General features: G+C 45.5%; 23 protein-coding genes. 1 reads left to right on the top strand and 22 read right to left on the bottom strand.

Annotated elements, in window-relative coordinates:
- Nucleotides 1-40: 40 nt before the first annotated feature.
- From AC0YNX_RS05305 to AC0YNX_RS05250, 12 genes are all read right to left on the bottom strand, one after another.
- Complete coding sequence (locus AC0YNX_RS05305; RefSeq protein ID WP_475814583.1) at nucleotides 41-979, bottom strand: hypothetical protein; 939 nt, start codon at nucleotides 977-979, stop codon at nucleotides 41-43.
- A gap of 249 nt (nucleotides 980-1228) precedes the next feature.
- Nucleotides 1229-3013, bottom strand: a complete 1785-nt coding sequence (locus AC0YNX_RS05300) for an ABC transporter ATP-binding protein (protein ID WP_475814582.1) — start codon at nucleotides 3011-3013, stop codon at nucleotides 1229-1231.
- Entirely contained in the window at nucleotides 3010-4755 is a 1746-nt protein-coding gene (locus tag AC0YNX_RS05295) for an ABC transporter ATP-binding protein (protein ID WP_475814581.1), read from the bottom strand. The genes AC0YNX_RS05300 and AC0YNX_RS05295 overlap by 4 nt, the downstream gene beginning before the upstream one ends.
- Nucleotides 4756-5545: 790 nt before the next feature.
- Nucleotides 5546-6058 (bottom strand): hypothetical protein, encoded by a 513-nt coding sequence (locus AC0YNX_RS05290; protein WP_475814580.1) that lies wholly within the window; start codon nucleotides 6056-6058, stop codon nucleotides 5546-5548.
- 20 nt (nucleotides 6059-6078) lie between these two features.
- Nucleotides 6079-7068 carry a phosphotransferase enzyme family protein gene (locus AC0YNX_RS05285; protein WP_475814579.1) on the bottom strand — a complete coding sequence of 330 codons (990 nt, stop codon included), beginning with the start codon at nucleotides 7066-7068 and terminating at the stop codon, nucleotides 6079-6081.
- Nucleotides 7069-7083: 15 nt separating this feature from the next.
- A complete protein-coding gene (locus tag AC0YNX_RS05280) occupies nucleotides 7084-8433 on the bottom strand; it encodes a hypothetical protein (RefSeq protein ID WP_475814578.1) in 1350 nt (449 codons plus the stop codon).
- A gap of 186 nt (nucleotides 8434-8619) precedes the next feature.
- Nucleotides 8620-9192 (bottom strand): RNA polymerase sigma factor, encoded by a 573-nt coding sequence (locus AC0YNX_RS05275; RefSeq protein WP_475814577.1) that lies wholly within the window; start codon nucleotides 9190-9192, stop codon nucleotides 8620-8622.
- A gap of 484 nt (nucleotides 9193-9676) precedes the next feature.
- Nucleotides 9677-10420, bottom strand: coding sequence for an SDR family oxidoreductase (locus AC0YNX_RS05270; RefSeq protein ID WP_475815188.1), 744 nt, complete (start codon nucleotides 10418-10420; stop codon nucleotides 9677-9679).
- 196 nt (nucleotides 10421-10616) lie between these two features.
- A complete protein-coding gene (locus AC0YNX_RS05265; protein ID WP_475814576.1) occupies nucleotides 10617-13964 on the bottom strand; it encodes an Ig-like domain-containing protein in 3348 nt (1115 codons plus the stop codon).
- Between the two features lie 251 nt (nucleotides 13965-14215).
- Complete coding sequence (locus AC0YNX_RS05260) at nucleotides 14216-15565, bottom strand: FAD-dependent oxidoreductase (RefSeq protein WP_475814575.1); 1350 nt, start codon at nucleotides 15563-15565, stop codon at nucleotides 14216-14218.
- A gap of 29 nt (nucleotides 15566-15594) precedes the next feature.
- Nucleotides 15595-16107 carry a P-loop nucleotide/nucleoside kinase family protein gene (locus AC0YNX_RS05255; protein ID WP_475814574.1) on the bottom strand — a complete coding sequence of 171 codons (513 nt, stop codon included), beginning with the start codon at nucleotides 16105-16107 and terminating at the stop codon, nucleotides 15595-15597.
- Nucleotides 16108-16157: 50 nt separating this feature from the next.
- Nucleotides 16158-16694 (bottom strand): nucleoside-triphosphatase, encoded by a 537-nt coding sequence (locus tag AC0YNX_RS05250; protein WP_475814573.1) that lies wholly within the window; start codon nucleotides 16692-16694, stop codon nucleotides 16158-16160.
- A gap of 301 nt (nucleotides 16695-16995) precedes the next feature.
- Between AC0YNX_RS05250 and AC0YNX_RS05245 the strand changes: the two genes are divergently transcribed.
- A complete protein-coding gene (locus AC0YNX_RS05245) occupies nucleotides 16996-17217 on the top strand; it encodes a hypothetical protein (protein WP_475815209.1) in 222 nt (73 codons plus the stop codon).
- Here the strand turns inward: AC0YNX_RS05245 and AC0YNX_RS05240 are convergent.
- From AC0YNX_RS05240 to AC0YNX_RS05195, 10 genes are all read right to left on the bottom strand, one after another.
- The gene (locus AC0YNX_RS05240) at nucleotides 17186-17443 is read right to left on the bottom strand and encodes a DUF4177 domain-containing protein (RefSeq protein ID WP_475814572.1); all 258 of its coding nucleotides are present in this window, start codon (nucleotides 17441-17443) and stop codon (nucleotides 17186-17188) included. The genes AC0YNX_RS05245 and AC0YNX_RS05240 overlap by 32 nt on opposite strands.
- Nucleotides 17444-17665: 222 nt before the next feature.
- Nucleotides 17666-17926 carry a hypothetical protein gene (locus tag AC0YNX_RS05235; RefSeq protein WP_475814571.1) on the bottom strand — a complete coding sequence of 87 codons (261 nt, stop codon included), beginning with the start codon at nucleotides 17924-17926 and terminating at the stop codon, nucleotides 17666-17668.
- A 309-nt stretch (nucleotides 17927-18235) separates the two neighbouring features.
- Nucleotides 18236-18463, bottom strand: a complete 228-nt coding sequence (locus AC0YNX_RS05230) for a DUF896 domain-containing protein (protein WP_475814570.1) — start codon at nucleotides 18461-18463, stop codon at nucleotides 18236-18238.
- A gap of 14 nt (nucleotides 18464-18477) precedes the next feature.
- Entirely contained in the window at nucleotides 18478-19089 is a 612-nt protein-coding gene (locus tag AC0YNX_RS05225; protein WP_475814569.1) for a flavin reductase family protein, read from the bottom strand.
- Nucleotides 19086-19688, bottom strand: a complete 603-nt coding sequence (locus tag AC0YNX_RS05220) for an alpha/beta hydrolase (protein ID WP_475814568.1) — start codon at nucleotides 19686-19688, stop codon at nucleotides 19086-19088. Before AC0YNX_RS05220 ends, AC0YNX_RS05225 begins: the two co-directional genes overlap by 4 nt.
- On the bottom strand, nucleotides 19685-20635 hold the full coding sequence (locus AC0YNX_RS05215; RefSeq protein ID WP_475814567.1) for a ring-cleaving dioxygenase: 951 nt from the start codon (nucleotides 20633-20635) through the stop codon (nucleotides 19685-19687). Before AC0YNX_RS05215 ends, AC0YNX_RS05220 begins: the two co-directional genes overlap by 4 nt.
- A gap of 97 nt (nucleotides 20636-20732) precedes the next feature.
- On the bottom strand, nucleotides 20733-21131 hold the full coding sequence (locus AC0YNX_RS05210) for a DoxX family protein (RefSeq protein ID WP_475814566.1): 399 nt from the start codon (nucleotides 21129-21131) through the stop codon (nucleotides 20733-20735).
- An 81-nt stretch (nucleotides 21132-21212) separates the two neighbouring features.
- Nucleotides 21213-21659 (bottom strand): MarR family winged helix-turn-helix transcriptional regulator, encoded by a 447-nt coding sequence (locus AC0YNX_RS05205; RefSeq protein WP_475814565.1) that lies wholly within the window; start codon nucleotides 21657-21659, stop codon nucleotides 21213-21215.
- A gap of 156 nt (nucleotides 21660-21815) precedes the next feature.
- Complete coding sequence (locus tag AC0YNX_RS05200) at nucleotides 21816-23270, bottom strand: ABC transporter substrate-binding protein (RefSeq protein WP_475814564.1); 1455 nt, start codon at nucleotides 23268-23270, stop codon at nucleotides 21816-21818.
- Between the two features lie 27 nt (nucleotides 23271-23297).
- Nucleotides 23298-24482 (bottom strand): efflux RND transporter periplasmic adaptor subunit, encoded by a 1185-nt coding sequence (locus tag AC0YNX_RS05195; RefSeq protein ID WP_475814563.1) that lies wholly within the window; start codon nucleotides 24480-24482, stop codon nucleotides 23298-23300.
- Between the last annotated feature and the right edge of the window lie 29 nt (nucleotides 24483-24511).

The raw sequence follows: 24511 nt of genomic DNA, 5'->3' as shown, positions 1-24511 counted from the left end.
TGCAGTTGTCATAGGGCCATGTCGAAGAAGAAACCGGACACTAGGTCCGGTTTCTTCTCCATTCTATAAGCATATTCTTGGTAATGTTGACTGCCAGATCGCTAGCGGCCATAACGCCGACCAGGGTTCCATGCTTTGTCACGACGATAAATTCCTCATTACTTAGAAAGGAATCGTATAATTGATTATTATCTAGATTGCCATCTATCTCTTTGACAACGGAATAAGAGTTCATGTCGGCAAACTCGCCTTGCAGCATCTTTATCGTAAGGTTAAAATCTCCTACCCCTTGAAGAAGTTCGTAATATTGATTCCCATAGGTATCTGTAGAGTTGATATACTGGTCTTTGATATCTTTAATATGGAGATGATTCCATATGTCTCTGATCCTGGAGTAGAGCTTCTCACCAGAAATTACGGCAAGAATGGCATCCTCTGATATACGGGCTGCACCACTAACAAAAACCACGGTAACGGGTCCTTTTTTCGTTAGATAATACATGTAAATGAACAGGAACGTTATCGAAATATGATAATCGTTAATCACTTCCACTATAAGCAGCATGGATTTGTGATGACCACTTTTATATTGAGCAACAAGCCTTGTCAACGTATCGAATCCCTCTTTCGTTCCACTGATTTGATTCGCCTTATCGAATTGAAGTAATTTCTCATAATAGGACCTGTTGACTGAATCATCAAACTCGATCTCAACATCTTTGAATTTGAATCTCTTAATGATCGTTATAAAATTTGGGAAGAAAGCGAATGCCATCATGAGCCCAGACGCCCAAACCATAATGAGTGCTGAAGAGGAGTTTGTAGGTGGTGAATCGGTTAAATAGATGAATCCGTACCACACGACCGCTAGAATAATACCTGTATAGAGAAGACGCTTTCCCCCTTGTCGCATCTTATATAGCAGCATAAAAAAGCGGTGTGCATAATCAACGAAACGCTTGAGCTGCTTCTTAATCATAGTTACACCTCCCTCAAATTAGAGATTATGGAATTCCCCTATACTATGTTAGGCTGACAATCAGATATTATTATTTTTTCGCTCCGCTCAATTAGTTCTCTCTTTCTATCGCAGCTTATAGCGATATTTCTTGTGAGTTTGAACGAATCTCCCATTAAACTAAACAGGCTGCCGAATGGCAGCCTGTTGTAGTTTTGCTACGGTTTGTAATGTTCTTGGTGACGAAACTAGAAAATCCAGAATTTCCCTTTACGCCAACTGCTCCACGTCTTCCTCAGCTGCCCTTTCTTCCCCCTCCCATAACAGCTGCATCTCACTGCTGAAGGTCAGCAGCTCGTGCAGCGATCCTTCCGCTTCGATGCGTCCGTTCTTCATCACGATAATATGATCAGCCCGGGCCAGCGCCTCTCTGCGGTGAGATACAGCGATACAGGTAACGTCCTGTTTGTTAAACAGACGCTCCCACAACAGCTTCTCCGTTTCTACATCCAGTGCACTAGATAGATCGTCAAAGATGAACAAGTCCGATTCCGTCAGCATCATTCTGGCGGTCGCAGCACGTTGAATTTGTCCACCGGATAACATGACACCACGCGGTCCAACCATCGTCTCTAGACCCTTCTCGAGGTCTTGAACATCCTGTTCCATGACCGCCATGTGTACCGCATTATTAATTGAATCCGAGGATGCTCCGCTGCCTTGGGTAATATTCTCGCGAAGCGGATCGCTGAATAGGCGCGGCACCTGCGGCGTGTATGCTGCTCTCGGCGGAATCAGGAAGGAAGCCGGATGCTCAACCGTCTTGCCGTTCCACGCGATCGTCCCGTCCTGTTTGGGGAGAAGGCCTAGAAGCGTCCGGACTAACGTTGATTTGCCCGAACCGACTCTCCCGGTAATGACGAGGAAAGTACCGCGTTCCAAGCGGAAGCTGACATCATTAATCCCGTTATTGGAGTTCGAATAAGTATAGGAGAGATTCTGCACATCCAGGCTTTTCAGCCGCTCCTCCGCGCTCTTATGAAATACGGGAACATCAGGCGGTGAATCGTACAAGTGAATGTCATTATGCGCCACAATGTCATCTTGCGCCCCTGGACGGAACAGCTTCCGCATCCGGTCAACCGCCACTTTCAAGCGCATATGCTGAAATACCATATAACCAAATAAGGAAATACTGGAAGCAAAGGAACCCACATACATCGTAAAGAGAGCAAAGTCTCCGACGGTAAATCGGCCAGCCTGCATCTGCGCCGCACACATCAATAGAATGATGCCGACACTGATGTTTAACACATGCTGATTCAGCGACCGCATCCATTGCATGAATAAGTTATCCCTGAGTGCCGCTCGTCTACGCGATTCGTTGAGCGTTAAGAATCGATCTAAGACATTCTCTTCTGCCCGCCCCAGCTTCACGGCTTGAACGCTGCCGAACGTTTCGGCTATAAAACTGGTAATTCGCCCGGTCGCTTCGCGGTTTAGCTGACTGTATTTTCTTGCCCGGCCCCTGGATAAGTTGTTCAGAAGCGTGACGATTAATAATGGAACAATAGCAACGACGGTGATCGTCCAATTAATTCGGGCCATAATGACGATGGAAATGATTGCGTATGCTAACTTCCCCCAGAAATCAACCCAGGATTCCACATATTCGACGGCTTCATCAATATCATCGCGGAACCGGGTCATCGCTTCCCCCGAAGAGGCGGGAAGATTACGACCAGGCCACTGCATGATGCCAGTCAACATGTTCGTACGTAAGATAGCTTGCAAATGATACGAATAAGTGATCCATTTATAAAATGCGACGAAAAACACGCCGACCCTCGTAAATCGAATAAGTGCAACAATTAGAAGCGGTGCCGCGATCCAAGCAAAATGATGAGACTCGCCCGTGACACTGTCGAAGAACCATTGCATGCCTATGCCGAATAGCAATGGTATGGAGTGAAATAACATCCAAAGCAGTGCGTTTACTACATACAACGATAATCGAAATCGCAGCAGCTGCCCTGTAAATTGACCTACCTTCATGCCAATTCCTCCTGACGATCCGTTTGTAATAGCATAGCGAAGTGGGAGGACGGGTCTTGCGCGAGCACTTCTCGCTCACCAAACTCGAGAATTCGTCCATTACCAAGCACCATGATCTTATCTACTTTCTTCAACGTGGACAAACGATGTGCAATAACGATGCCTGTGCAATGTTCCATTAACTGATCAACTGCGGCTTGCAATGCAGCTTCCGTCGCAGCGTCGAGCTTGGATGAAGGTTCATCGAGAATGACAAGACTAGGCTTCGTCAAGAAAACCCTCGTTAGAGCGAACAACTGAGCTTCACCCGCAGATAACGAAGTTCCGCCAGCCGACAGATGCGTATCCAATCCGTGGGGCAGCTTATCGATCCACTTTCGCAATTCGAGTCTTTCGGTGGTTTCCATAATCTCTTGATCCGACACTTTGCTATCGAATAACGTCAAATTGTCCCTGAGCGTCCCGTCAAACAATTGCACATCCTGCGTGACCATACCAACCCGTTTATAGAGCGCTTCCAACCGCAAAGATTGAATATCCGTGCCTCCTATAGTAATAACTCCGCTATCCGTGTTATATAAACGAAGCAGTAGACGGCTAATGCTGGTCTTCCCGCTGCCTGTACGTCCTACGATGCCGAGCCGTTCCCCCGGTCTCAAGGAGAAGTTGATATCTTGAAGGACGCGATTGTCCTTGTTATAGCTGAAGTTCACCTGGTTAAAGGCAACAGCAAGAGCTCCGTCAGGAAGCATTTCCTCCGTTCCTTCACGAATCTCGCTTCGCAAAGAAAGGATTTCACGGGATCGGCGCATGCCCGATTTGGCTTTCTGAAATTCTTGCACTTGGTTACCGAGTTGTTCAATCGGATCGTTCAGCATTTGCGTATATTGATAGACAAGATATAGCTCTCCTAAGGTGAGTCGACCTTTGAGATACATATTAACGCCAATGATCAGCACGACCGTGACGGCGAGTGCGAATAAGACGACTGTAGCATTCCAAGGGACTACGCGAAGCATCCAAGCTTTGCGCCCTGTTAGGAATACGCTGCGCATGGCAATGTGGAAGCGGCTCATAACATACGGTACGCCTCCGTTCGCCTGCACGTCTTCAATTCCGGCAATCCGTTCTTCGATAAGACCGAGCAGCGATGCTCTAGCTTGACGTTCAGCTTGCGTTGCGGTCACTCCGAGGTCGCGGATATACACCATAACCCCTATGGAAATACAAGTGAAGATGGTCATCGTGATTGCAATCGGCCAATTCGTAACAAACATATACCCGAGAATGCCTGCAAGGAGAACAAAGCTGCCGATGATCTGGACGATAAACAAAGCGAAGAAGTTCGACATATTGGTCACGTCGCCGTCAACGCGTTCAATCATTTCACCAGGTGTCTTCAGATTGTGAAACCGCATATCGAGCCGCAGACAGTGTTTAAGCAGATCAGCCCGCAGCCGATTGGTGGCTCGCCAGGCTACGTCGTTACCCATATAACTTACGGCTACCGTGAGCAGCTGGTTAGTAACGGCTACGACCAGAAACAGGCCGGCGAGACTGAGCAGACCGACAATCGTTCCTTTGGCGGACGCCGTGTCGATGAAACGCTGTATGATTTGCGGATTGATTAGTTGAAGCGCAGTGGAGGTCAGTAGCATCACTAAGAGAATAACGATTCGCCCCTTGACGGGGACTAGATAACGAAACAGCCAAAAGATGGATAAACTTCGTTCAGGTTTCACTACATACACTCCTTCTGAGGTTATTGCCTCGCCTTGCGATTCGTCGAGATATCTAACATAAAGGATTTTTTAGTTAAAATATAGACTTATGTTTTTCTCTGGGATATACTAATATTGTAAGGGATTGGAAACAGATCCCCTGCTTAAATAGTGCCTAAAATCGAGATCGCCACCTACGAGGTGGCGTTTTTTTTGATATTCGTGCTCCTTCTGTCGCAATGCAACCTCCCCGTCACCCTTCGGAACATTTCGCCTAAATGAAATGATACCATCTTGAGTTACTTGAAAATATATACAAAACAAATAGAAACCGTTTATTACTCAGCAAAAAACCGCCCCTTTGGAGGAGGCGGTTAGGCTTTCTTATCTGAGAGTGCTGAATTTGCACTCTCAGCGCAGCATTCGGCCGATTTTCTTGCTGAGAGTTCGAATTTTTTACTCTCAGCGCAGCATTCGGCCCATTTTCTTGCTGAGAGTTCGAATTTTTAACTCTCAGCTTCGCCGAACTGCCGATATCGGCAGTTTTCTTATCTGAGAGTGCAAAATCTGCACTCTCAGCGCAGCATTCGGCCGATTTTCTTGCTGAGAGTTCGAATTTTTTACTCTCAGCTTCACCGAGCTGCCGATATCGGCAGTTTTCTTATCTGAGAGTGCAAAAACTGCACTCTCAGCGCAGCAATCAGCCGATTTTCTTGCTGAGAGTTCGAAATTTGTACTCTCAGCTTCGCCGAGCTGCCGATTTCGGCAGTCATTTTTTCCAAAGACAGTTTGTTTCGAATACCAACTTCAACTATGATCTTCTCAAAAAGTTGTGTATTCTCTTTATTAGCTCCGATCTATCTGAGGAGAATCCAATGTTAGTTCCCCAACCATTCTTCCTAAGCCTATCCTCTAGTTGTTCAAATTCTTTTTTATCTTCATCGTTCAAAGTTATATGATGTGTGTTTTGGTATTCCGTGTACCTATATAGTTCGAAATATAAAGCCGATAATGTACTTCGTTCCTGTGCTGTCATTGTTCCTACATATTGACCAGCATCGACTGTGATACTTATTCCATCTAAAAGATTCTGTATTCTTACCACAATCAGCTCCGGTGATTCCCAATTGTTAGTCTTCTGATAGTTTATTTCACTCTCTACTTGAACTAAGGCATATTGTATCGCTCTTGAGGATACTGTTGGGTTGACCATGTCAATTCTTGATTCTAATTGTTTAATCTTCATGAATTGAAGACTAGAAAACAAAACAAGCACTATGATTATGCATCCTAATGTTATCTTCATTTTCCACTTATGAATCATATTTGACCTCCAGCAACGTTCTACAGCTCATCAATCAACGAAATCCCCTTCAAAACACGCATCTTGCTATCTTTCAAGAAATCGCGGGTCCACTGATCTGGTTGACTTAAATCCCAGCTTCGGTGCATGCCCACGACTACAATGATTTCACGTAATCTGAGGAAGAGCTTCAGTTGCTCCTTCCAGTTGTCTGGCATTTTACGATTATCCTCGGTGTATCCAAGCTCAAAATGTTGCATAAAAAGCTCATACTGTTCTCTACGTTCAACCTTAGAATCTTCCCCGAATACGTACAGCAAATAATAGAGTTGAATCGCGATGTCCTCGACATACCAACTGTACTGACATTCATCGAAATCATAAAGCGTAATTTGCCCTAGTTCATCGACAGTGAAATTACCAACATTAATATCACCGTGAATTAAACTGAAATTCTCAGTATTTACCGGTAAGCTAGTTAATTGCGTTTTTAGCTCCTCCAAGGCTAATAGGACTGGCCCAAGATCACTCGGCAAATAATCTTTTGCACTAATGAGATATTCATTCCATTCCCAGGTATGTCTAACAGCTATTGGTTGGTACAGTTTGGAGAGCTGATGGAGCCGACCCGTTACACGTCCACATTCTTCATAAAGAGTTGCATTCCCCAGGCATTCTGGATATCCGATTTTATTGCCGGGAGCAAACTTGAACGAGGTTACGTAGAAATCGATCGTATTTCCTTGAACACGTTCAACGTCCTTTCCTTCGAGTGACGACACAGGTTCTGCAACCAATAGTCCATTCTGCGAAAGATAGTGAATCCAATCTAGCTCTGCTTTAACGCCTTCTGTTGTGCGACGAGTGCTTGGCGTGAATCGGAGTATGTACTTCAACTCATCGCGATGATAGGAGTAAATAAAGTTTTGAAATCCTCCAATGAATGTCAGTTCCATCGGCTTGATCCCAAACCGGGCAGCACCTTCAGTGACATGTTCGTCCAGAAACATTATTTTTACTTTTGGGTCCATGAGTTCTCCTTTTAACTACGAAAGTTCAATACGAATTAGTTCTACTTCCTTATTGTTGCTGCAGATAAGCACACAAGGAAAAACATACGGAACGTAAGAACCAGAGCCCCCGAGGTCGATACTTGTATATTGTTCGTCCCGATGCTGGATGATAGGACTCCCCATGATGGTAATGAATAATTCATTAATCGCTTTTTGAGGTAGTAATAAAGCGCGCACTCTTTTACCTTCCCTCTCCATTAAGCACCCTTCATTAAGATAGACCACAAACTTGCTTTCATCTTCACGGAAGTCTGCCGGGTCTATCACATAGATTTCGACTATTCTGCCTTCTCTCTTAAATACATAATTCCCATGTCTCGTCATGAAGATTTTACGGATTACCCTGAACAAGCGAAACGTTCTTCCATGAAAAGTACCGTAAGCAAAGAGCGCAACAGCCATTCCAATCACCAACAAATTATTCGAGGGTTGTGCCTTTATATAACTAATATACGCTGTAGAAATCTCATAAAGATTCTTTAAACTGAACCGGATTGATGACGTTAGAAATATATCTGTAATCATTGCAATGAAAATTGGCAGCGAGCATAATAGCCCAACAACTAATCTCATAGGCCAGACGATAACTTCCTCCTGGAAATTCTTCTGGTAGTAAAAAAGCACGCCCATCAACCCGAGAATTGGAATAAAGATTATATTCGTTTTAAGCAAATAGATGGTGATCCCATAAACAAATCCCCAAACAAGAACGAACAGAAGGATTTTAAGAAACGCGACAAGTCGGTTGGTTTCTCCCTGTTTCTCTGCTCCCAATGGATTCTCTTTCTCTTCGGATAAATCTAGATCACATGGCTGCAATTTCATCTGTGTCCTAAGCGTGGAATACAACGTTTCAATATTGAGGGAAGGATATTGAGAGATTGGAATTTTGATTGAGAACATCCCACCGTACATATTATTGATTTCAGACAAGAAGGATTGATTCCTTTTCTTCATTTTTTCTTTAAGTACCAAGCCGATAAAAGTATGCCGTTGTACGGAAAAGACCTCTATGTCATAGATCTCATTCCATTTCGCTCTCTTAGTCCCAAATAAGGTCCTAACCTCGATTTCATCCAGGGTTACCTTTAGTGATTGTAGTCGTACTAAGCCTGCAAACAACCACCCATATAAGAAAAAAGCTAGCGGGAAAATCATAAGTAACTTAAATGCAATATTGAAATAAACACCTTCGATAGGGAGAAACAACATTGCTCCGAACAATCCTATCATGAATATGAACAGCAGGTGCATAGACCACTTCATTCGGGAACGCTGTTCAATCGGTAAATCATAATTTCCATTTTCAAGTTTTAATTCCAATTGAAGCACTCCCTGTTTTGACATTATATTCGAACTTATCATAAACCCAGTGCGATTTCACATACAAATTGTTCCACTATTCTACACGATAAGTCAACTATTAAACGATGTTAAGTTGTTTCACTCTCTTCTCTACTTGTCGACAAAATAAAAAAATCCGCTCAAATCGCGGATTCAAAAGCCGTTCTATATGAATTGTTCGTAACTCCCCCATCTCTCGCGTAGTTTTAGTTTCCCCCGATGAATGGCGCTCTTCACATTCGTGATGGAAATATCCAATACATTTGATATTTCTTCATATCGTAATTGGTACATATAGAATAAACGTAAGGCCTGCTTTTGTTTGAAAGGAAGCGTCTCGGTCACCATTTCGAAACTCCTCCAAAACTCTTTGCGATGGAATTGAATCTCAGGGTCATTCCAATGGTTCGAATCTATGGTTTGTTTTTCTTCATACAAAGGTAAGATCGTCTCTCTCTTGCGTTTACGATACCAATCAACATAGATATTGTGCGCGACTGTGAAGAGCCAGAACCTAATACTATTCTCATCTTCACAATTCTCTAGAAATTTACAAGCGCGTACGAATGTTTCTTGCATCAAATCTTCTGCATTTCCAGCGTCTCTTGTTAATTTGTATATATACCGATAAATTTCGCTCATATGCTTGAGATAAACTTTTTCAAATGGTATGTTCATATTCTCATCATCTCGAATCGTATTTAAGTTGGAATAGCCAGCGTAAAACTTTCTCTTCACTATACAAAAAGGTTACACTATCTTTTTTAATAATTAATGTGTTATTCCTTAAATTATCTTTAAGATTCCATAGAATCTGGCTTAAACGGCTAATAAATAACAAGAACCCGCTCCATATCCAATGGGCGGGTTCTTCTCATGGTATTTAATTAGGTTAATTAAATTTCGATTCATTTAATCAGGTTAATTAATTGCCTTGGAATATGCCTGTTATTAGTAAACATCAATTTCCCTTGACTTGTCCTTAACCAGTGACGCCTGATCCTTCTATTCGCGATGTTCTTGATTGGCGGCTTACTCATAGCTAAGCGCAGGAGGAGTCCGGCGAAAGAGATGCTGCTGTTCATCATCATTACTTCTCTCGGCTTCGTCATGTGGGGGAGTTTGATCTTAGGGCATCCGCTTGATCTGAACAAAGCGATAGCTATTATGATGGACAACCTGCTGTAGAAATGAAGAAGAGCATCCTGTTGATCAGGATGCTCTAAACAAACCCGCCGTTGGCACGAATCGTTTGACCTGTCACCCACTGTGAATCCGGGCTAGCTAGAAACAGAACAACTCTTGAAATATCCTCTGGTTCGCCTAAGCGCCCGAAGGAATTCATATTTCCAACCGCTTTAATCTGTTCGTCTGTCTTGCCTACCGTAAACAATTCCGTGTTCACCGGTCCAGGTGCGATTGCGTTGATGGTAATGCCTTTAGGTCCTAATTCCTTGGCTAATTGACGAGTGAATTGTTCAACAGCGCCCTTGCTTCCCGCATACGAACTATATGTTGGAAACATCTGACCTGTCACCGATGTTGAGAAATTGATTATACGACCATTTTCCTTCATATGCAGCGCTGCCTGCTGTATGGCAAAGAAAGTCCCTTTGACATTAATATTGAACTGTTTATCGAAATCCTCTTCCGTCGTTTGCAGGATTGGCTTCGTAATCATGATCCCCGCATTATTGACTAAGATGTCGATTTGACCATACGTCTCTATGGTCAGTTGAAACAACTTTTCGATTTCCGCAACTTGACTGATATCCGCCTTAATCGCGATGGCTTCCCCCGACGCTCGCTTAATAGCAGCAACGACCTCGTCTGCTTTAGACGAATTGCTAGAATAATTCACGACAACCTTCGCCCCGTGAAGGGCCAGATCCTCGGCGATCCTCTGACCAATTCCTCTGGAAGCGCCTGTAACCAGTGCTACTTTACCTTCTAATTGATGCTTGATTTGTGATCCCGCCTCTTTATTAATATTGAAACTTCCCATATTTTTCTCACCGTGCATAAGGATTATTCGAGTTCAGGAACGATCAAGCCGCTTCAAATCGTTATGACGGAAGAACGTGCAACAATGAGAGCGGCACATCAAAAAAAAGGAGGAACGCGAGGTTCCTCCTTACTCTTAACGGGTTCTGAGCAGGGTGTTACTGTACGCCGAAGGTAAATACCGCATCTGGGTTTGGCGACAAGCTGTTCTTATCTCGGATCGAGTCGGCGCCATTGTTCGTGTAAGCGATCGTTCCGATCTTCCCCGAAGCAAGTGATGGTACTTTCAACACGATCGTTTGCCCGTCAAGATGACCTTCCGTAGGCGTAATTGATTTGCCATCTATGACGATGTTGAAGAAATTCGTCTCATCCTTGTAACCCTTGATGGGCTCGCTGAACGTGATCTTGATCGCTGTTCCTTGCGCGTCAACTTTCGCGATAGAAGGAATGGCATTATTCGCACTTGAAGCGGTAAAGAGGTACGCGCTGCTGTTATCAGAGTCCTTCAGCGAGGCGCCTTGATCGTCCACGATCCGCCCGTGGTTCGAATCGTACTCCAATCGATAACGCTGATTCGACTTCAGAGGATCCAGCCGATCCGCGTTCAAGTACACCGTAATCGCCTTGCGGTCTTGGGACAGGACGTAGCTCGCGTTGCCGCTGGAATGAATGTCGACTTCGTTTCCGCCGGATACGGCGTACAGGTAGAATCCACCTTCGTCATCAAGCCGTACTGGCTCACTGAATTGTATCTCGAACGTGTAGCGGTCCGTCGATACAATCTTCGTGACAGTAGGCGCTGGATTGGACGTCGCCGTTCCCGCGAATACAACTTGATAAGGATTCGAGTCTTCCTGCGTGCGGATGGCGTTCCATCCCGCCGCATCCTTGATGCTGTCCTTGAAGCGCAGACGGTACGTTTTGCCGGACTTCACTTCGTCATCCAGGTAGAGAGTGATTTCGGACACGATGCTGTTTGTGTCGTTCACACTAACACTGTCGATACCTATCGTCGAACCGTCGTCGCGCAGAATATTGAAACCAGACGCGCTAACGCCACGAACAGGCTCGCTGAAGGTTACCTTGATCGCCTTGCTGTTCAAAGCCGACACTTGCGTAGCATAAGGTTCGTCGTTGTTTTTCTCCGTGCCTGGGAATACCTTCTGATCCGCCCCGTCTTTCGTGACCAAACCAGGCAAATCAGAGATGCGCCCGACATAGGCATGACCCGCGACGAACAGGGAAGGATTACCCGATTGCTTCGTCCTTAGCTGGATCACAACAACGTTATTCGCGCCGGACTTACGGACTACATATTCGCTCCATCCGCTCACGTCGACAGATCGGTTGTTGTCCTTAAGAACTGTCAAATCAAGTGAGGCAACGTCGGAGTCGGACAGCGCCCGGCTGAATGTCGCTTGAACCGTGTTCTGATTGACAACCTCGAGCTTCTGAAGCTCGATCGACTCTGTCGTCCCACGATCGCTGCCAACAAATTGAATGCGCGTATCCGTGGCGATCGCGTTACCGCTCAAGTCCTTCACTTGATTGATGGTGACGGAATAGACTCCGCCAGGCGTCTGGTCGTTAGTCGTGAGCGTGACTGTCTTCTTCGCGTCGTCGTACACCGCGCTCTTGACCGTGCCGAGATTGCCGTCAAGCTTGTAATTGCCCGCGCGGCTCGCCGTGCTCGCATCCAGCCGCTCGCTGAAGGTTAAGACCACTTGGCGTTCTGCCGCTTGAATGCCGACAACAGTCGGAGCACTGCGGTCGATGTAGCCGCCAAAATACAGGTTCGTTTCCTTATCCATCAAATTGCCTGCCAGATCGGAGATTCCTTGAATCGTCAAGGTATACAGGACGGCATCCGTCTGCTTCGTCGTCGTGAGAATAACCGTACGGCCGTCAGGGTCAAGTATGACGTTGGTTACCTTGAGATTATTGTTGATTGAGTAGTTGGATGCTTTCTTCGCTTGATCCGCATTGACCTGTTCGTTGAACTGCACTTCGACGGTAGAGTTGCCAAGCACGGATACAGAATCAACAAAAGGCTTATTGTGGTCGTTCGTGCCTTTGAATTCAATATTGCTCCGCGTGTTCATAACGTTACCGGCCAAATCTGCGATGCCACGAATCGTCAGCTTATATTCCTTGCCGTTCACTTGTTCGTTCGTGTAGAGCGTCACTGTTTTGCCATCGCTGGCGAGAGTTGCTCGAGTGACGTACAAATCGTTATTGATGCTGTAGTTATTCACGTTGCGAGCATCGCTTGCGTCGACCTTCTCGCTGAAGACAACCTTGATCGTCGAATCGTTCTGTCCAGCGACGGACACGACGGTCGGCTTCGAGCCGTCGAGGTCGTAGATGCCGTAGAAGTACAAGTCGCTCCGGGAAGTCATCGTATTGCCCGATAGATCCTTCACGCCGGATACGGACAGCCGGTAACGATAATCGTCCTCTTGCGTGCTCGTCGTTATCGTGACCGTGCGGCGATCGTCGGATAAGGTAAAGCTATAGAGATTGAGGTCGCCGGTAATGATATCGTAATTGTCTGAATCTTCTGCTGTGGTGCGGTTAACCTGCTCGGAGAACGTCAGACGAATTGTCCGATCTCCCAGGCTCTCAACCTTGGTGATTGTAGGACGAGTGCTGTCCCCCGTACCGCCAGAGCCTCCGTTGTTATCCCAGATCGCGGTATAACGCCAGCTCGTTCCGTCCACCGTAAGCGTGTACATGAGGTTCGCTTGCTGCGGCCCCGTCGTGACAATAACGGTATTGCCATTCGAGGACAGAGTCGCTGTTCTGATCGCGATCACCGTGCCCTGATCGTCCTTAAGCGAGAAGCTGGACAGATCAACCGAGGCGGCGACTTTATTCAGAGTGACTAGCAGGATACTGTTCCCCAGTGGTTGAACGCTGCTCACTTGAAGCTTTTGCAGGTTATGCTGCTGATAAACGGCATAAGCGGCATCGACGAGCTGACCGCGTGTAGCAGCAAATCTGTAATTCGTCTGATAAGAGATAAATCCGTGATCGAGCGCGCTGCTTACCGAGCTCCTTGCCCAAGCGGATACGATTCCACTCACCGGCGAACTGCCGTTTCCGTAGCCATAAGCCCGAACCAGAACGGCAGCCAGCTGCTCCACCGTTACGTTAGCGGAGGGAGAGAACTTACGCGCAGCAGTTCCCGTCATGAGTCCCGCATTGTTCACAGCCTCCACTTCATGATAGGACCATCTTGACTTCAACACGTCGTCAAAGCTCGCCCTCGCCGGGTTGGTGTCCGCTAGACCCCAAAGCCGGTACAGCACGGCGGCGAATTGTTCACGCGTCATCGATTGGTTAAGTCCCGCACTGCCATCCCCAAGTCCAGTAAAAATTCCTTGGTCCTTCAGCACCTCGAACTTCTCTTGCGTGGAAAGCGACTCCGCACCTACAGGAAAAGCCGGAATCGCCAGCGCCAGGAGCAGCAAAGCGATCAGCAATTTCCTTACAAATGTCATGTCCTAACCTCCTCTTCCGCGAGCCATGAAGACCCGCTGCGATGAATCTGTTCAATTAGACGCTGGCAGGTTACATTATGTTGCGCTGACAAAATCTATTAGGCCATCTGTCGAAACTTGCGAAATACCGCGTAATTACTAGAATAATCAACAAAAAAACCCCTTTTGTGCAGGGGTTTTAAATCTATACTCTATTGAATTTAGGTAACATTATGTATCAATTTGTTGAGATTTAGAGAGGAAGATTTTTTTTATTTTTTTCTAAACAATATCTTCAATAGGATCGATGGCGAGAACAACGTGCTTACTGGGCGTAATAAATTCATCACATGCATAAACGCCAGATAGATATCCGTATTTTCCGAAGAACGATGAAAGATCCTTCCGGTATACCATTGAAGTACTGAGAGTCCGACTGGTTTCTTGCCCGTCACATGCTGATAACGAAAATCCTCGACAAGAATGATTCTCCATACAGGATCAATAAGCTTTGCTATCCTGTTATAGTAGCGCTTGGTCAATTGGGGCGCAATGTTCTTCCTTCCTTGCCGCTCTTGCTCGAGACAATCTTTTAACGCCAATGCCTCCAGAGCAGCTACTGACATGCCTTGCCCAAAGACCGGATCAAATCGACAGAACGCATCACCAATAAATAAGAATCCCTGCGGGAGATTATTGATCCTCTCATAATGATGACGTGCAATATACGGAACCTTATGGACTTTGATGTCCGAGACAGGCTTTGCACCTTGCAGTTCATCGTAAATCATCGGATGGGGTAACTTTCGAGTAAATGCGATGAAGCTTTCAGAGTCGTCAAGAACGGAAGATGCAAGTTCACTATCGTAGCCAAACAATGTGAAAATATGACGATTGCCCTCAATACGGCATACGGCTCCTCCGATTTTTTCGATTGGCGCTGAAGGGTACACCAATAGAGTGGTCCAATCCCTTGGCGTAGCACTTAAATCATAAATTTGACTCACATAGCAAAGGTCAATTCTCACTTTCTCTTCGGGAACCCGATATTGCTGCGAATGAAACCATTGATGAAATCGTGATCCATATCCGCTTGCATCGATGACCAGATCAGCAAGGATATCTGTTGGCTGAGATGAGCCTGTTTCTAAGGCCTGGACTCCATAAATCATATTCTGCTTCTCATCAAACAAGGGCTGCAAGGCCATCGTGTTATATCGGATTCGCAAGTTGGGATTTTGTCCCGCTAGAAGTCGAATATGGCTTTCTAAGAAGGGGCGACTTTGAAGATGAACGAATATATCCCCAACAAATCGCTTCTTCCATACCCCGTGATGGAACCACTTGAGATCCCTCGCCCCATTAATACGGGTTGAACCATCCTGCAGCATAGCCTCGACGATACCGGGGAATAGCTGTTCCAACGCTAGTTCCCCTCCCTTGAGCAACGCATGGAGATGATAACTTTGAGGAACTTCCTTTCTCGGTTGTTTATCGAGAGGCTCTGCACCTCGTTCGAGTATGGTTACTTCCTCAAAGTAACGGCATAACACTTGCGCCGCACATAATCCGGCTATGCCTGAACCAATTACAAGTGCATGTGCTCCTAAGCGTTGAGTCATTTTCACGTTCTCCCGCCTTGCCTTGAGAATTACTGCACATATGCTAAAATCCTACTTACGATCGCGTCTAATGGATCAATGGTATCAATTAGTAGTTCACCATCAATCGGCTTAATGCTTAGGTCATTATAATAATCCTTGAGTTCATTAAAATCCGTAATCAATTGATTGGGTAGTGGATTAAGTTTTCTGACATTGAATCGATTAGCCCACAGCACTTCATCACTGCAAATACACAGAATCGATTTCAACACGTAGTTGTGATGAATGAGCCACTGTTCAAAACTCTTCATTTCCTCTTCTCGATTGAACGGAAAATCAAGAATAAACCGCACATTATGACCAGCATTGGTTTGCAGCATTCGAAACAAGATGCCATACGAAACTTTATTTCTTTGTTCATGATTCTCATCATATTCAGCTATAACATCATAACAATCGTCTTTGCGAATAACAGGAGCGTTTAACTTCGACATTAACAGATTTGAAATCGTTGTTTTACCGACCCCAGGTCTACCCCTTAATAAAATGACCTCTCCCAAAGTACACCCCCATCTCATTTAGAGCGATTGCCTCTTCCCACTCCGGCCTCTCACAGAAACTTATGTATATCGTTTGTTACTCGTTCTATGATTTCCTCACGGTTCTCCTCAGTCATATGATAAATTTCTATCCCAGTAAGTTCTTTAATCTTGTCAACTCTCGGATGGCTGTCCACACAAATTGTGCCTAGGATGATATGGTTAGAATTCGAAATTACTTCGTGGATCAATGTTTCAAAAGGAGCCGATAACATTTGCATAAAACCGATCTCATCCATAACGGTAATCTTCTTCGTATCTATGGATTGATTTATTGCCTTCAAAGCAATACTTTCAAAAGCATCTATGTCTACTCCGTATCTCCCTACGCGAGTTGAACTTTCACTTTCAACACTTGCAATGCACACTGTTTCACCATTAATTGTAATGCAGTTAAATCCAGTACGGTTTGTAGTATCTCGTATTTCTTCAGTGTAAAAGCCACCAAAATAATTGGGGCCAATGTGTTGAATAATTCGTTTTATCGCTGTTGATTTCCCCACTCGTGCTTTCCCGGTTAACAGAAAACATGTTTTCAGCTTCTTCACTCTCCCATTATTTATAAACTTCATTATAAAGGTTATTAAGCTTTTCCCTATCAGTAACTTTAAATTTATATTGGATTCCTGTCTTTAATTGAAGTATCACACCATCCGGGACTACCCTTTCTTGAAAGGTTGGAAGTATTCGAGTAGGTTGAATCTATTATAGCGCAATTACACAATCTGGATTATAATGGTAAAAACTCGCGAGAGGCGTGGATTATAGATGGAGGGTCAACCTAATAGAGATTTTTTTGAAAGAGTTTTTTATTTGTCCCAAAATGGGTTTGATTTTATTTTCATTCTAATGCTGATTGTATTGGTTGTAGGGTTGGTCTTGGCTATTGTGAGGAGGAAGAACTTATCTGATAAGAAAATTATGTTTATTGGTTTCCAATTCATTTTTTTAGGATTTGTCTTTTCAACAATTGTTGATTTTAAAGTTCGTTATCCAAGCTTGTCCTTTATTACTATTTTACTCGGTATGGTTATAAGTCTCATTGGATTACTAAAAAAGAATTCCGACTGAGTTGAGGAGTCCAGATGGATACCAAACGATTTGAATACTCGCTGAGATAAAGGCGCCAGCCTTCTTTTGCATAACTCTGAATCGTTTCCCAATGAGTAGGATCGGACCAAAGGCCACCTAGAGAGGTTTCAACAAAAATATATTCAAACAATCCTGTATACCTCCTTTTATAAAATAAAATCCCGTTACATTGATCGAAATAGCCATTTGCATAAACCCTTTCCATGCATGTCTATCCACGCTGAACATCCTCTCTGTCTCACGGCAAGCGTATAGTATCACTCACGTTTGTTCTTCTCGATATAGATTTCAAAGGCTTTAATACCACGAGTCAAAAAATGAATTAATAAGTAAAGGCAATATAGGCCAAGCAAGATAAACAAACCATATACAACAATCATGACCTGGGCATACATCGAGAATAAAGACATGTTACTAGAGATATTCATTATTGTTCCTCCCATATCACTTCAAGCTTGATGTTATTTTTGACAGCGCTGTTGTGAGCATCATAGATCGCAAACACCCATGCAGATACTCCAGCAGCAATGCCGAATCCCGATATGCCTTCTGGAATTATGAGTCCAGCTACTATAAAAGCATCCACAACGAACAGTAGAATCCCCTTCTTTATGTTGCCGTTGTATACTTGCCCCAGCCCCGCCACGGCCACACTCAGTACGGCTGCAACGTTAGGATTCTTGTGCATGAATATTCCCCCTTGTACGCATAAAAAACTAGCCTCCACTCAAAAAAATACCCTCTGAACTCACATTAGATTGCCTTGTGAAAGGTCTAATTGCAGCTTAGAGGGTGGAAGGGGATTGGGTGTAAGAATAAGCATACTATACATGTTTTAAAATAGACTTATATCGTCATTTTCTTGGTGTTAAAACAATTAACTGTTATTTAATCATTTATCTAATCAAGTCCCCTCTCGAAACTGCATGTTAAGCATGTGTTCCAAATAAAAAAAAAGAAGCAGCGATTCGCATTCGCTGCTTCTTTGATAACTGAATTAGTGCGCTGCCCTTCGAGCCTGTTCCTGCTTTAATTTGTCAGGGGTAACATCAATTCCATTCGGATCGATGATGGTTGAATTCAGGAGCAGGCTGCCAACAGAACCACGGAATATCTGAAGATATTCTTTACGCAACTCGGCTTGTTCTGATTTCTCAGAAGCCGTTAAGCTTCTATCCTTCTCTATTCTAGAAAGCTCATTAATTCGATTAAGTATATTCAGCATAATGGCCTACTCCTTCATTGCGGACGTTCAATCGAGAATACGTTGCCCAAGGTTGAATAGAAATTGCCCGCCATCCGGCTGACAGGTTCCAGCTTCTTCGCATCGATTCGCCCTTCCTCTAGAAGCTCTTCCGAGATCTGAAAACGAACCACGCGCGCGATTAACAGGTCGCACCCCGGTGTTCCAGCTGCACCGCCAAGCTCTAACGACTGTTCCAGAACACATTCCATTCTGATCTTGGACTCCAGAATTCCCGGAACACTCACTGTTTCACTGGCAATAGGCGTGAGCCCTGCTAGAATCACTTCGCTTTCATCAGGAGGCAAACTCGCTGCAGTTTGATTAATGGCCTCCACATTCGACTCATCCACGATATGAATAACGAGCTCACCCATCGCTTTCGCATTTCGTGCGGTGTCCTTCTTCTCGCCATTCTTACGCTGAACAGCAACCGATAACAGCGGCGGGTTGCTGGAGACGATTGAGAAATAACTGAACGGCGCTCCGTTTAATACGCCCTGCTCCGAAAGCGTAGTTACGAACGCAATGGGACGCGGAACGACACTACCGATAAGGAGCTTATAATTATCTCGATCACCTTGAGCTGCCGGATCTATTGAGATCATATCGTGTGAAACCATTTTGTCGCCGCATCGACCTCAGAAGCAGTGAGCTGGTGACCATAATTCTCCCAATGAACGGAAACATCGGCTCCAGCATCTCCAAGCAGCTGTTGCAATTCCTCGGTTTCGCTTGGCGAGCAGATCGGATCGTTCGTACCAGCGCCGATGAATATCGGAGTACCTGACAAATCAGGCAGCTCCTTTCCGCGCAACGGCACCATGGGATGATGCAAGATGGCAGCTTTGAACGCATCCGGGTAATGGAACAGAAGACTACCCGCGATGTTCGCGCCATTCGAGTACCCGACAGCCACGAAGCTGCTGCGGTCTATACCATACTGAGCAGCTGCTTCATCCAGGAAATCGTAAAGCTCTTTCGTGCGGATTACAAGATCCTCTTCATCGAAGATGCCTTCCGCCAAACGCCGGAAGAACCGTGGCATCCCATTCTCCAAGATGTTACCGCGAATGCTTAGCAAGGAGGATCCTGGAGAGATCCTCTTCCCAAGTGGGATCAAGTCTCTCTCCGTTCCGCCCGTACCGTGCAGCAACACTAACGTTGCAGCGTCTGGCGACGAACCCTGTTCAAAGATATGTTTCATAACTTGCCAACCTCCAGTTCACGAACTTGAATCGGATGTAGATTCGCTTCGATCTGCTCGCGTTTCGGTTCAAACCAAGATGGCAGCATCAATTTCTCGCCTAGCGCTTCAGCAGTCTCATCATTAGCAAATCCCGGTGGATCCGTAGCGATCTCGAACAGAATGCCGCCTGCTTCCCGGAAATAGATCGCGTTGAAGTATTGTCGGTCAATAATCTGAGTCGGCTGATAACCAGAAGTCAATACCTCCGTTTGCCACTGAGCATGCTCTTCGAAGTCCTTCGCTCTCCAAGCAATATGATGCACCGTACCAGCGCCGCCTGCTCCCCACTCCATATCAGCTACCGGTACGTCGATGATGTTCCCGATATTTGCAGAGGTTTGATAACGTGCATATCCTTGATCCTCACCGACTTGTTTCATGCCCAGAATATGTTCTAGAGCGTGTCTCGTTTGTGCCGATTTGGTGCTAAACAGCACGGCGCCGCCAAATCCCTTAATCGCTTTATCGGTAGGAACTCCGCTGAAGGACCATTCACTGTTCGATCCTGCATCACGCTCCACGATTTCAAGCAACAGCCCTTCGTTATCTGAGAACTGGATATATTCCTCAGAGAAACGAGTCACTTTCTTGATTGCAATCCCGAAGCCTTTCAACCGATCTTCCCAGAAGTTGAGTGCTCCAACAGGAACGACATAAGTGGTGATTCCCACTTGCCCGCCGCCAACCTTTCCCTTGCGGGAATTCGGCCATGGGAAGAACGTAATGATCGTGCCCGGCGTACCGGCTTTATCACCGAAATACAGATGATATACATCAGGAGCATCGAAGTTAATCGTCTTCTTCACAAGGCGAAGACCAAGTACACCTGCGTAGAAATCGACATTAGCCTGAGGATCTCTTGCAAAGGCCGTAATATGGTGGATACCAGCAGTTTGTAATGACATGAGTAATCACTCCTATAGGATTCATTTTTATGGAGCACATTTCCGAGCTATTTCCTTTAGTATTCCGCTATTCTCATGAAATAAAAGAAGTTTCGCGTTAGTTCATCAGTGCATCCAACGAGTAAGCACCGGCACCGGCAAAAGCTACACCGATTACCACTACGAGTATGACAAGCGGATATTCATATCCGTTAGCCGTTACCCACAGTCCGTTCTTGACATGCACTTTAACGATGGCTCCCAGCATGGTTAATGCAATAAGTGCGGCTGCCAGTGGTGTGAACAATCCTGCTGCGAATAATGCGCCTCCGACTAATTCCATAAGCCCTGCCGCAACAGCCATCAGAACGCCGGGTCTCATGCCGATCGATTCCATCCAACCGCCTGTACCTTTGGGTCCATAACCGCCGAACCAACCAAATAACTTCTGTGCACCATGCCCAATAAACAACAATCCAATCACGACACGAATCATCAACAATCCTAAAGCCAACATATTTCATCTACCTCCATTTAATTTGGGTTTAATAATCTTTAATTTAAGATATAAGTCAAAAAAAAGCGTTGATTCAAGCTGCTAACTATCCACGCCTTTTCCTAATTTCTTCAGTAGCTCAATGAGGGTCAGCTTTTCTTCATGGGATAAGCTTTGTGTCATCACATGTATAGAAGCAGCATGCTTCGGGAAAATGTCATCAAACAAGTCGTTCCCAGCTTGTGTAAGCTCTGCAAAGATGACTCGCCGATCTTCTTCACATGGGACCCGCTTGAGCAGCCCTTTCTTCTCCAGCTTATCAATGTTATATGTGATGCTTCCGCTGGTAACTAGGATCTTCTCGCCAATTTGCTGTAAGGGAATTCGCCCCTTCGTATACAGCACTTCAAGAATCGTAAATTCAGAAGAAGACAGCTCGTATTTCTTCATATCTTTAACTGCTCGATCCATAACCGTTCGATAAGCTTTGGAAAGAACAACGAATGCTTTAAGTGAAACCGCCTGTTCGTCATCGATTTGGAATGACATGGCCAACACCCCCTCTCGTTTGTCTTGGATTTAATTATCTTGAATTAAAGATAAATCATTTCTGCGGCAATGTCAACACCTTTCTTGAACCCGACAGAAGAGCCGAGTCGACGATATGTCGATCCGGCCCTCTGCTTCAACTACTTTCTAAGAAACTTACTCATTCAAGTAAATGCCAACCCGGTTCTGCAATTTCTTCGCCGCATCTTCAGCCGACTCGCTGCCATCGAAGAATGCATTCGCCTCTTCCAGCACCATGTTCATAACAGCATCATCCGCCCCGTCGTAGCGTTTGACCCGTGAGAGGATATCCTCTACCTTCTTCATATCTGCATCCGTCAATGTAGGCATATTCGAGGCGTCAATTCCCCCTACTGCCGTTTTGCCACCACCGTTATTTGCACTATTCTTAATCTGCTCATTCATTTGTTTGATCTTATTGATCGTTGTATCTTTGCGTACCGAGAGACCCGGTAATTCTAGAGCACCTTGCATCTCGGGACTAAGCAGATATTCCATGAATTCCCACGCTTCTTCCTTCACACCAGACTTCGCGTTCATGGCAAGCATGAGATCACTCGAGTATGTCATCCCCTGAGCTTCACCGCCGGATGGAGTCTGGAATGAGTGTCCATCTCCTTGAGGGAAGAAGAGTTTGGGTAACGAAATTAAGAAAGAAGGCCCGTGCACTGGCATATAAGCGAATGATTGTGCGTTTGCTTCACCAGCTACTTCATTAACTAAACCATCGTCATATAAGCCTTTCCAGTTCTTCAGCAGCGTTGCAAAATCTCCGGAGTCAAAGGTTGGCTTCTTGGCTGCCGAATCTACATAATGCTCGTAACTTGATGCTACCATTAGTTTAATCAAATCGTCCTTCTTCATCCCTGTCAGCGCATAACGGTCAGGCTTGCCGTCACCGTCGCCATCGCCATCTTTGCTAAGCTTATGAACAATATCAATGAAGTCTGACCATGTCCATTTGGAATCATCGAGATTGATGCCTGCTTGCTTCAGTTGCGCTGAATCGCCTAACATGACATTCACCCCGAAACAGACCGGCAAGCCAAACTGTTTACCGCCTTTCGTCACTGCATTCATAACGCCTTCGTAGTAATCTTGAAGTTTGAAGGAGCTATCGTTCTGCATCAATGGACGAAGATCCTCAACAAGCCCCTTATTCACATATTTATCGAAGGGCAAGCCCTGAATAGCAATAAGATCATCGCCGTTGCCTGACATCAGTGCCGTATTGATCGTATTCACGAATTTCTCATTGTTGGCCGCATCGTCGCCAGAAGGTGAAGACGTAGATGAAGCTGCAGATGAAGCTCCTCCTGAAGAGGCAGCGACTAGCGCATCGATCTGAATATCAATATCCGGGTGTGACTTCTCGAAGTTTGCTTCAGCTTGTTCCAAGAAACGATCGCTTTGCGGAACGGCAATTTTGACTACTTTCTTGCCGCTGCCCGAATTAGCAGGAGACTGTTGCCCATCTGCATTTCCTACGCCGTTACCTCCATTACTACCGTTCGAACATGCCGTTACCGCCGATATTACCGCAAGGCTGACACAAACCGTTTGAATCATTTTTTTCGTCTTCGTATTCATTATGATACACTCCCTATAATCGAATTATTATTTCAATCTAACCCGCTGGCCATCGTCCAGCGGCTCGCTCATCTGTTCAATGACACGATCACTCGGCATAAGGCCGCTCGTAATCTCCGTGTTTACTGCATCCGCATCACCAATGGTGACCGTAACTTTGCTGACCGTATATACACTGCCAAGCGGGCCCTTGCTCTCCTTGACAATCCACACATAAGGACCGTTATCACTTTGTTGAATGACGTGACTTGCAAGCATGATCTTGCCGATTTTACCGGACTTCTTCACGGACAGCTTCATATGATCTCCAAGCTTCAATTGCTGTCCGGTTAACTGAATCGTAATTTTCTTGCTCTTCTTATTGGGGTTGCCATCACCGCCGGATCCGTCGCCAGAACCGGAACCGCCAGGTTTACCGCCTGAACCGCCGTCACCATCACCGTTCGCATCTTCGATCGCTTGAACGGTTCCTTTCACCAACCACTGCTTATCGTTTCGAGAAGCCGCCAGCTGCACCGTTTCTCCAATGCGCAGCTGGTCTGCACTGTCTGCATCATTGACCGAGCTAAAGATAAATCCCTTGCTTACATCCGCAAGGATCAGGACAGACTGTCCTGGCGAGGAAGCCATTCCCTCTGTCGCCTGTAATTGCGTGACGATCCCGCTGAACGGCGCCTTCACGCTGCCTGCTTTCTCAATTCCTTCGCGCATGGACTCCAGTTTGCGAATTTCGATGCCCAGATCGTACTGGGCAATCTTCAGGTCGCGCTTCAGATTGCGAACAGAGACTTGATCGTCTTGTTGATACGCAGCCATGATCTGCTCCTTCTGTGACTCCATCCGCAGCTTCATCTGAGCATAACGCGCCTCTTCATCCATCAGATTCCGCTTCAAATCCGTCGTGTCGTAAGCAATCAGCAGTTGCCCCTTCTTGACGCTGTCTCCAACCTTCACATGAATCTTGGTTACATTGCCGGCTCCGGTTGGATACACCTCCTCGGTATTACCTGCTTCCAACTCTCCGTCGCCGGTAATGGTATAACTAAGCGTACCGACTGTCGGATTCATGACCGTCACTTTAGGCAGTACCAGACCAGCGATGGTATTCGAGAAGAAGGTGAGCAAAGCCAAGCCCCCTATGAAGATGAGCAGAATCGCTCCCATCAGACGTCTACGCCGCTTTAGACGATTGTCGTCCAGCACTGTGGACATCCTCCTCACTCCTTCCTAACTTGATGTTT

The sequence above is a fragment of the Paenibacillus sp. J31R98 genome (assembly GCF_056269245.1).
Note: the sequence above shows the minus strand (reverse complement) of the source record. Positions and strands in the feature narration are given on the sequence as shown.

Bases quoted from the DNA above. Each gene is read 5' to 3' on its own strand.
- AC0YNX_RS05225 (WP_475814569.1), bottom strand. From the start codon at position 19,089: ATGATCTCAATAGATCCGGCAGCTCAAGGTGATCGAGATAATTATAAG.
- AC0YNX_RS05200 (WP_475814564.1), bottom strand. From the start codon at position 23,270: ATGAATACGAAGACGAAAAAAATGATTCAAACGGTTTGTGTCAGCCTT.
- AC0YNX_RS05230 (WP_475814570.1), bottom strand. From the start codon at position 18,463: ATGCTGAATATACTTAATCGAATTAATGAGCTTTCTAGAATAGAGAAG.
- AC0YNX_RS05245 (WP_475815209.1), top strand. From the start codon at position 16,996: ATGCTGATTGTATTGGTTGTAGGGTTGGTCTTGGCTATTGTGAGGAGG.
- AC0YNX_RS05205 (WP_475814565.1), bottom strand. From the start codon at position 21,659: ATGTCATTCCAAATCGATGACGAACAGGCGGTTTCACTTAAAGCATTC.
- AC0YNX_RS05290 (WP_475814580.1), bottom strand. From the start codon at position 6,058: ATGATTCATAAGTGGAAAATGAAGATAACATTAGGATGCATAATCATA.
- AC0YNX_RS05305 (WP_475814583.1), bottom strand. From the start codon at position 979: ATGATTAAGAAGCAGCTCAAGCGTTTCGTTGATTATGCACACCGCTTT.
- AC0YNX_RS05195 (WP_475814563.1), bottom strand. From the start codon at position 24,482: ATGTCCACAGTGCTGGACGACAATCGTCTAAAGCGGCGTAGACGTCTG.
- AC0YNX_RS05235 (WP_475814571.1), bottom strand. From the start codon at position 17,926: ATGCACAAGAATCCTAACGTTGCAGCCGTACTGAGTGTGGCCGTGGCG.
- AC0YNX_RS05265 (WP_475814576.1), bottom strand. From the start codon at position 13,964: ATGACATTTGTAAGGAAATTGCTGATCGCTTTGCTGCTCCTGGCGCTG.
- AC0YNX_RS05210 (WP_475814566.1), bottom strand. From the start codon at position 21,131: ATGTTGGCTTTAGGATTGTTGATGATTCGTGTCGTGATTGGATTGTTG.
- AC0YNX_RS05260 (WP_475814575.1), bottom strand. From the start codon at position 15,565: ATGACTCAACGCTTAGGAGCACATGCACTTGTAATTGGTTCAGGCATA.
- AC0YNX_RS05240 (WP_475814572.1), bottom strand. From the start codon at position 17,443: ATGGAAAGGGTTTATGCAAATGGCTATTTCGATCAATGTAACGGGATT.
- AC0YNX_RS05300 (WP_475814582.1), bottom strand. From the start codon at position 3,013: ATGAAGGTAGGTCAATTTACAGGGCAGCTGCTGCGATTTCGATTATCG.
- AC0YNX_RS05285 (WP_475814579.1), bottom strand. From the start codon at position 7,068: ATGGACCCAAAAGTAAAAATAATGTTTCTGGACGAACATGTCACTGAA.
- AC0YNX_RS05220 (WP_475814568.1), bottom strand. From the start codon at position 19,688: ATGAAACATATCTTTGAACAGGGTTCGTCGCCAGACGCTGCAACGTTA.
- AC0YNX_RS05215 (WP_475814567.1), bottom strand. From the start codon at position 20,635: ATGTCATTACAAACTGCTGGTATCCACCATATTACGGCCTTTGCAAGA.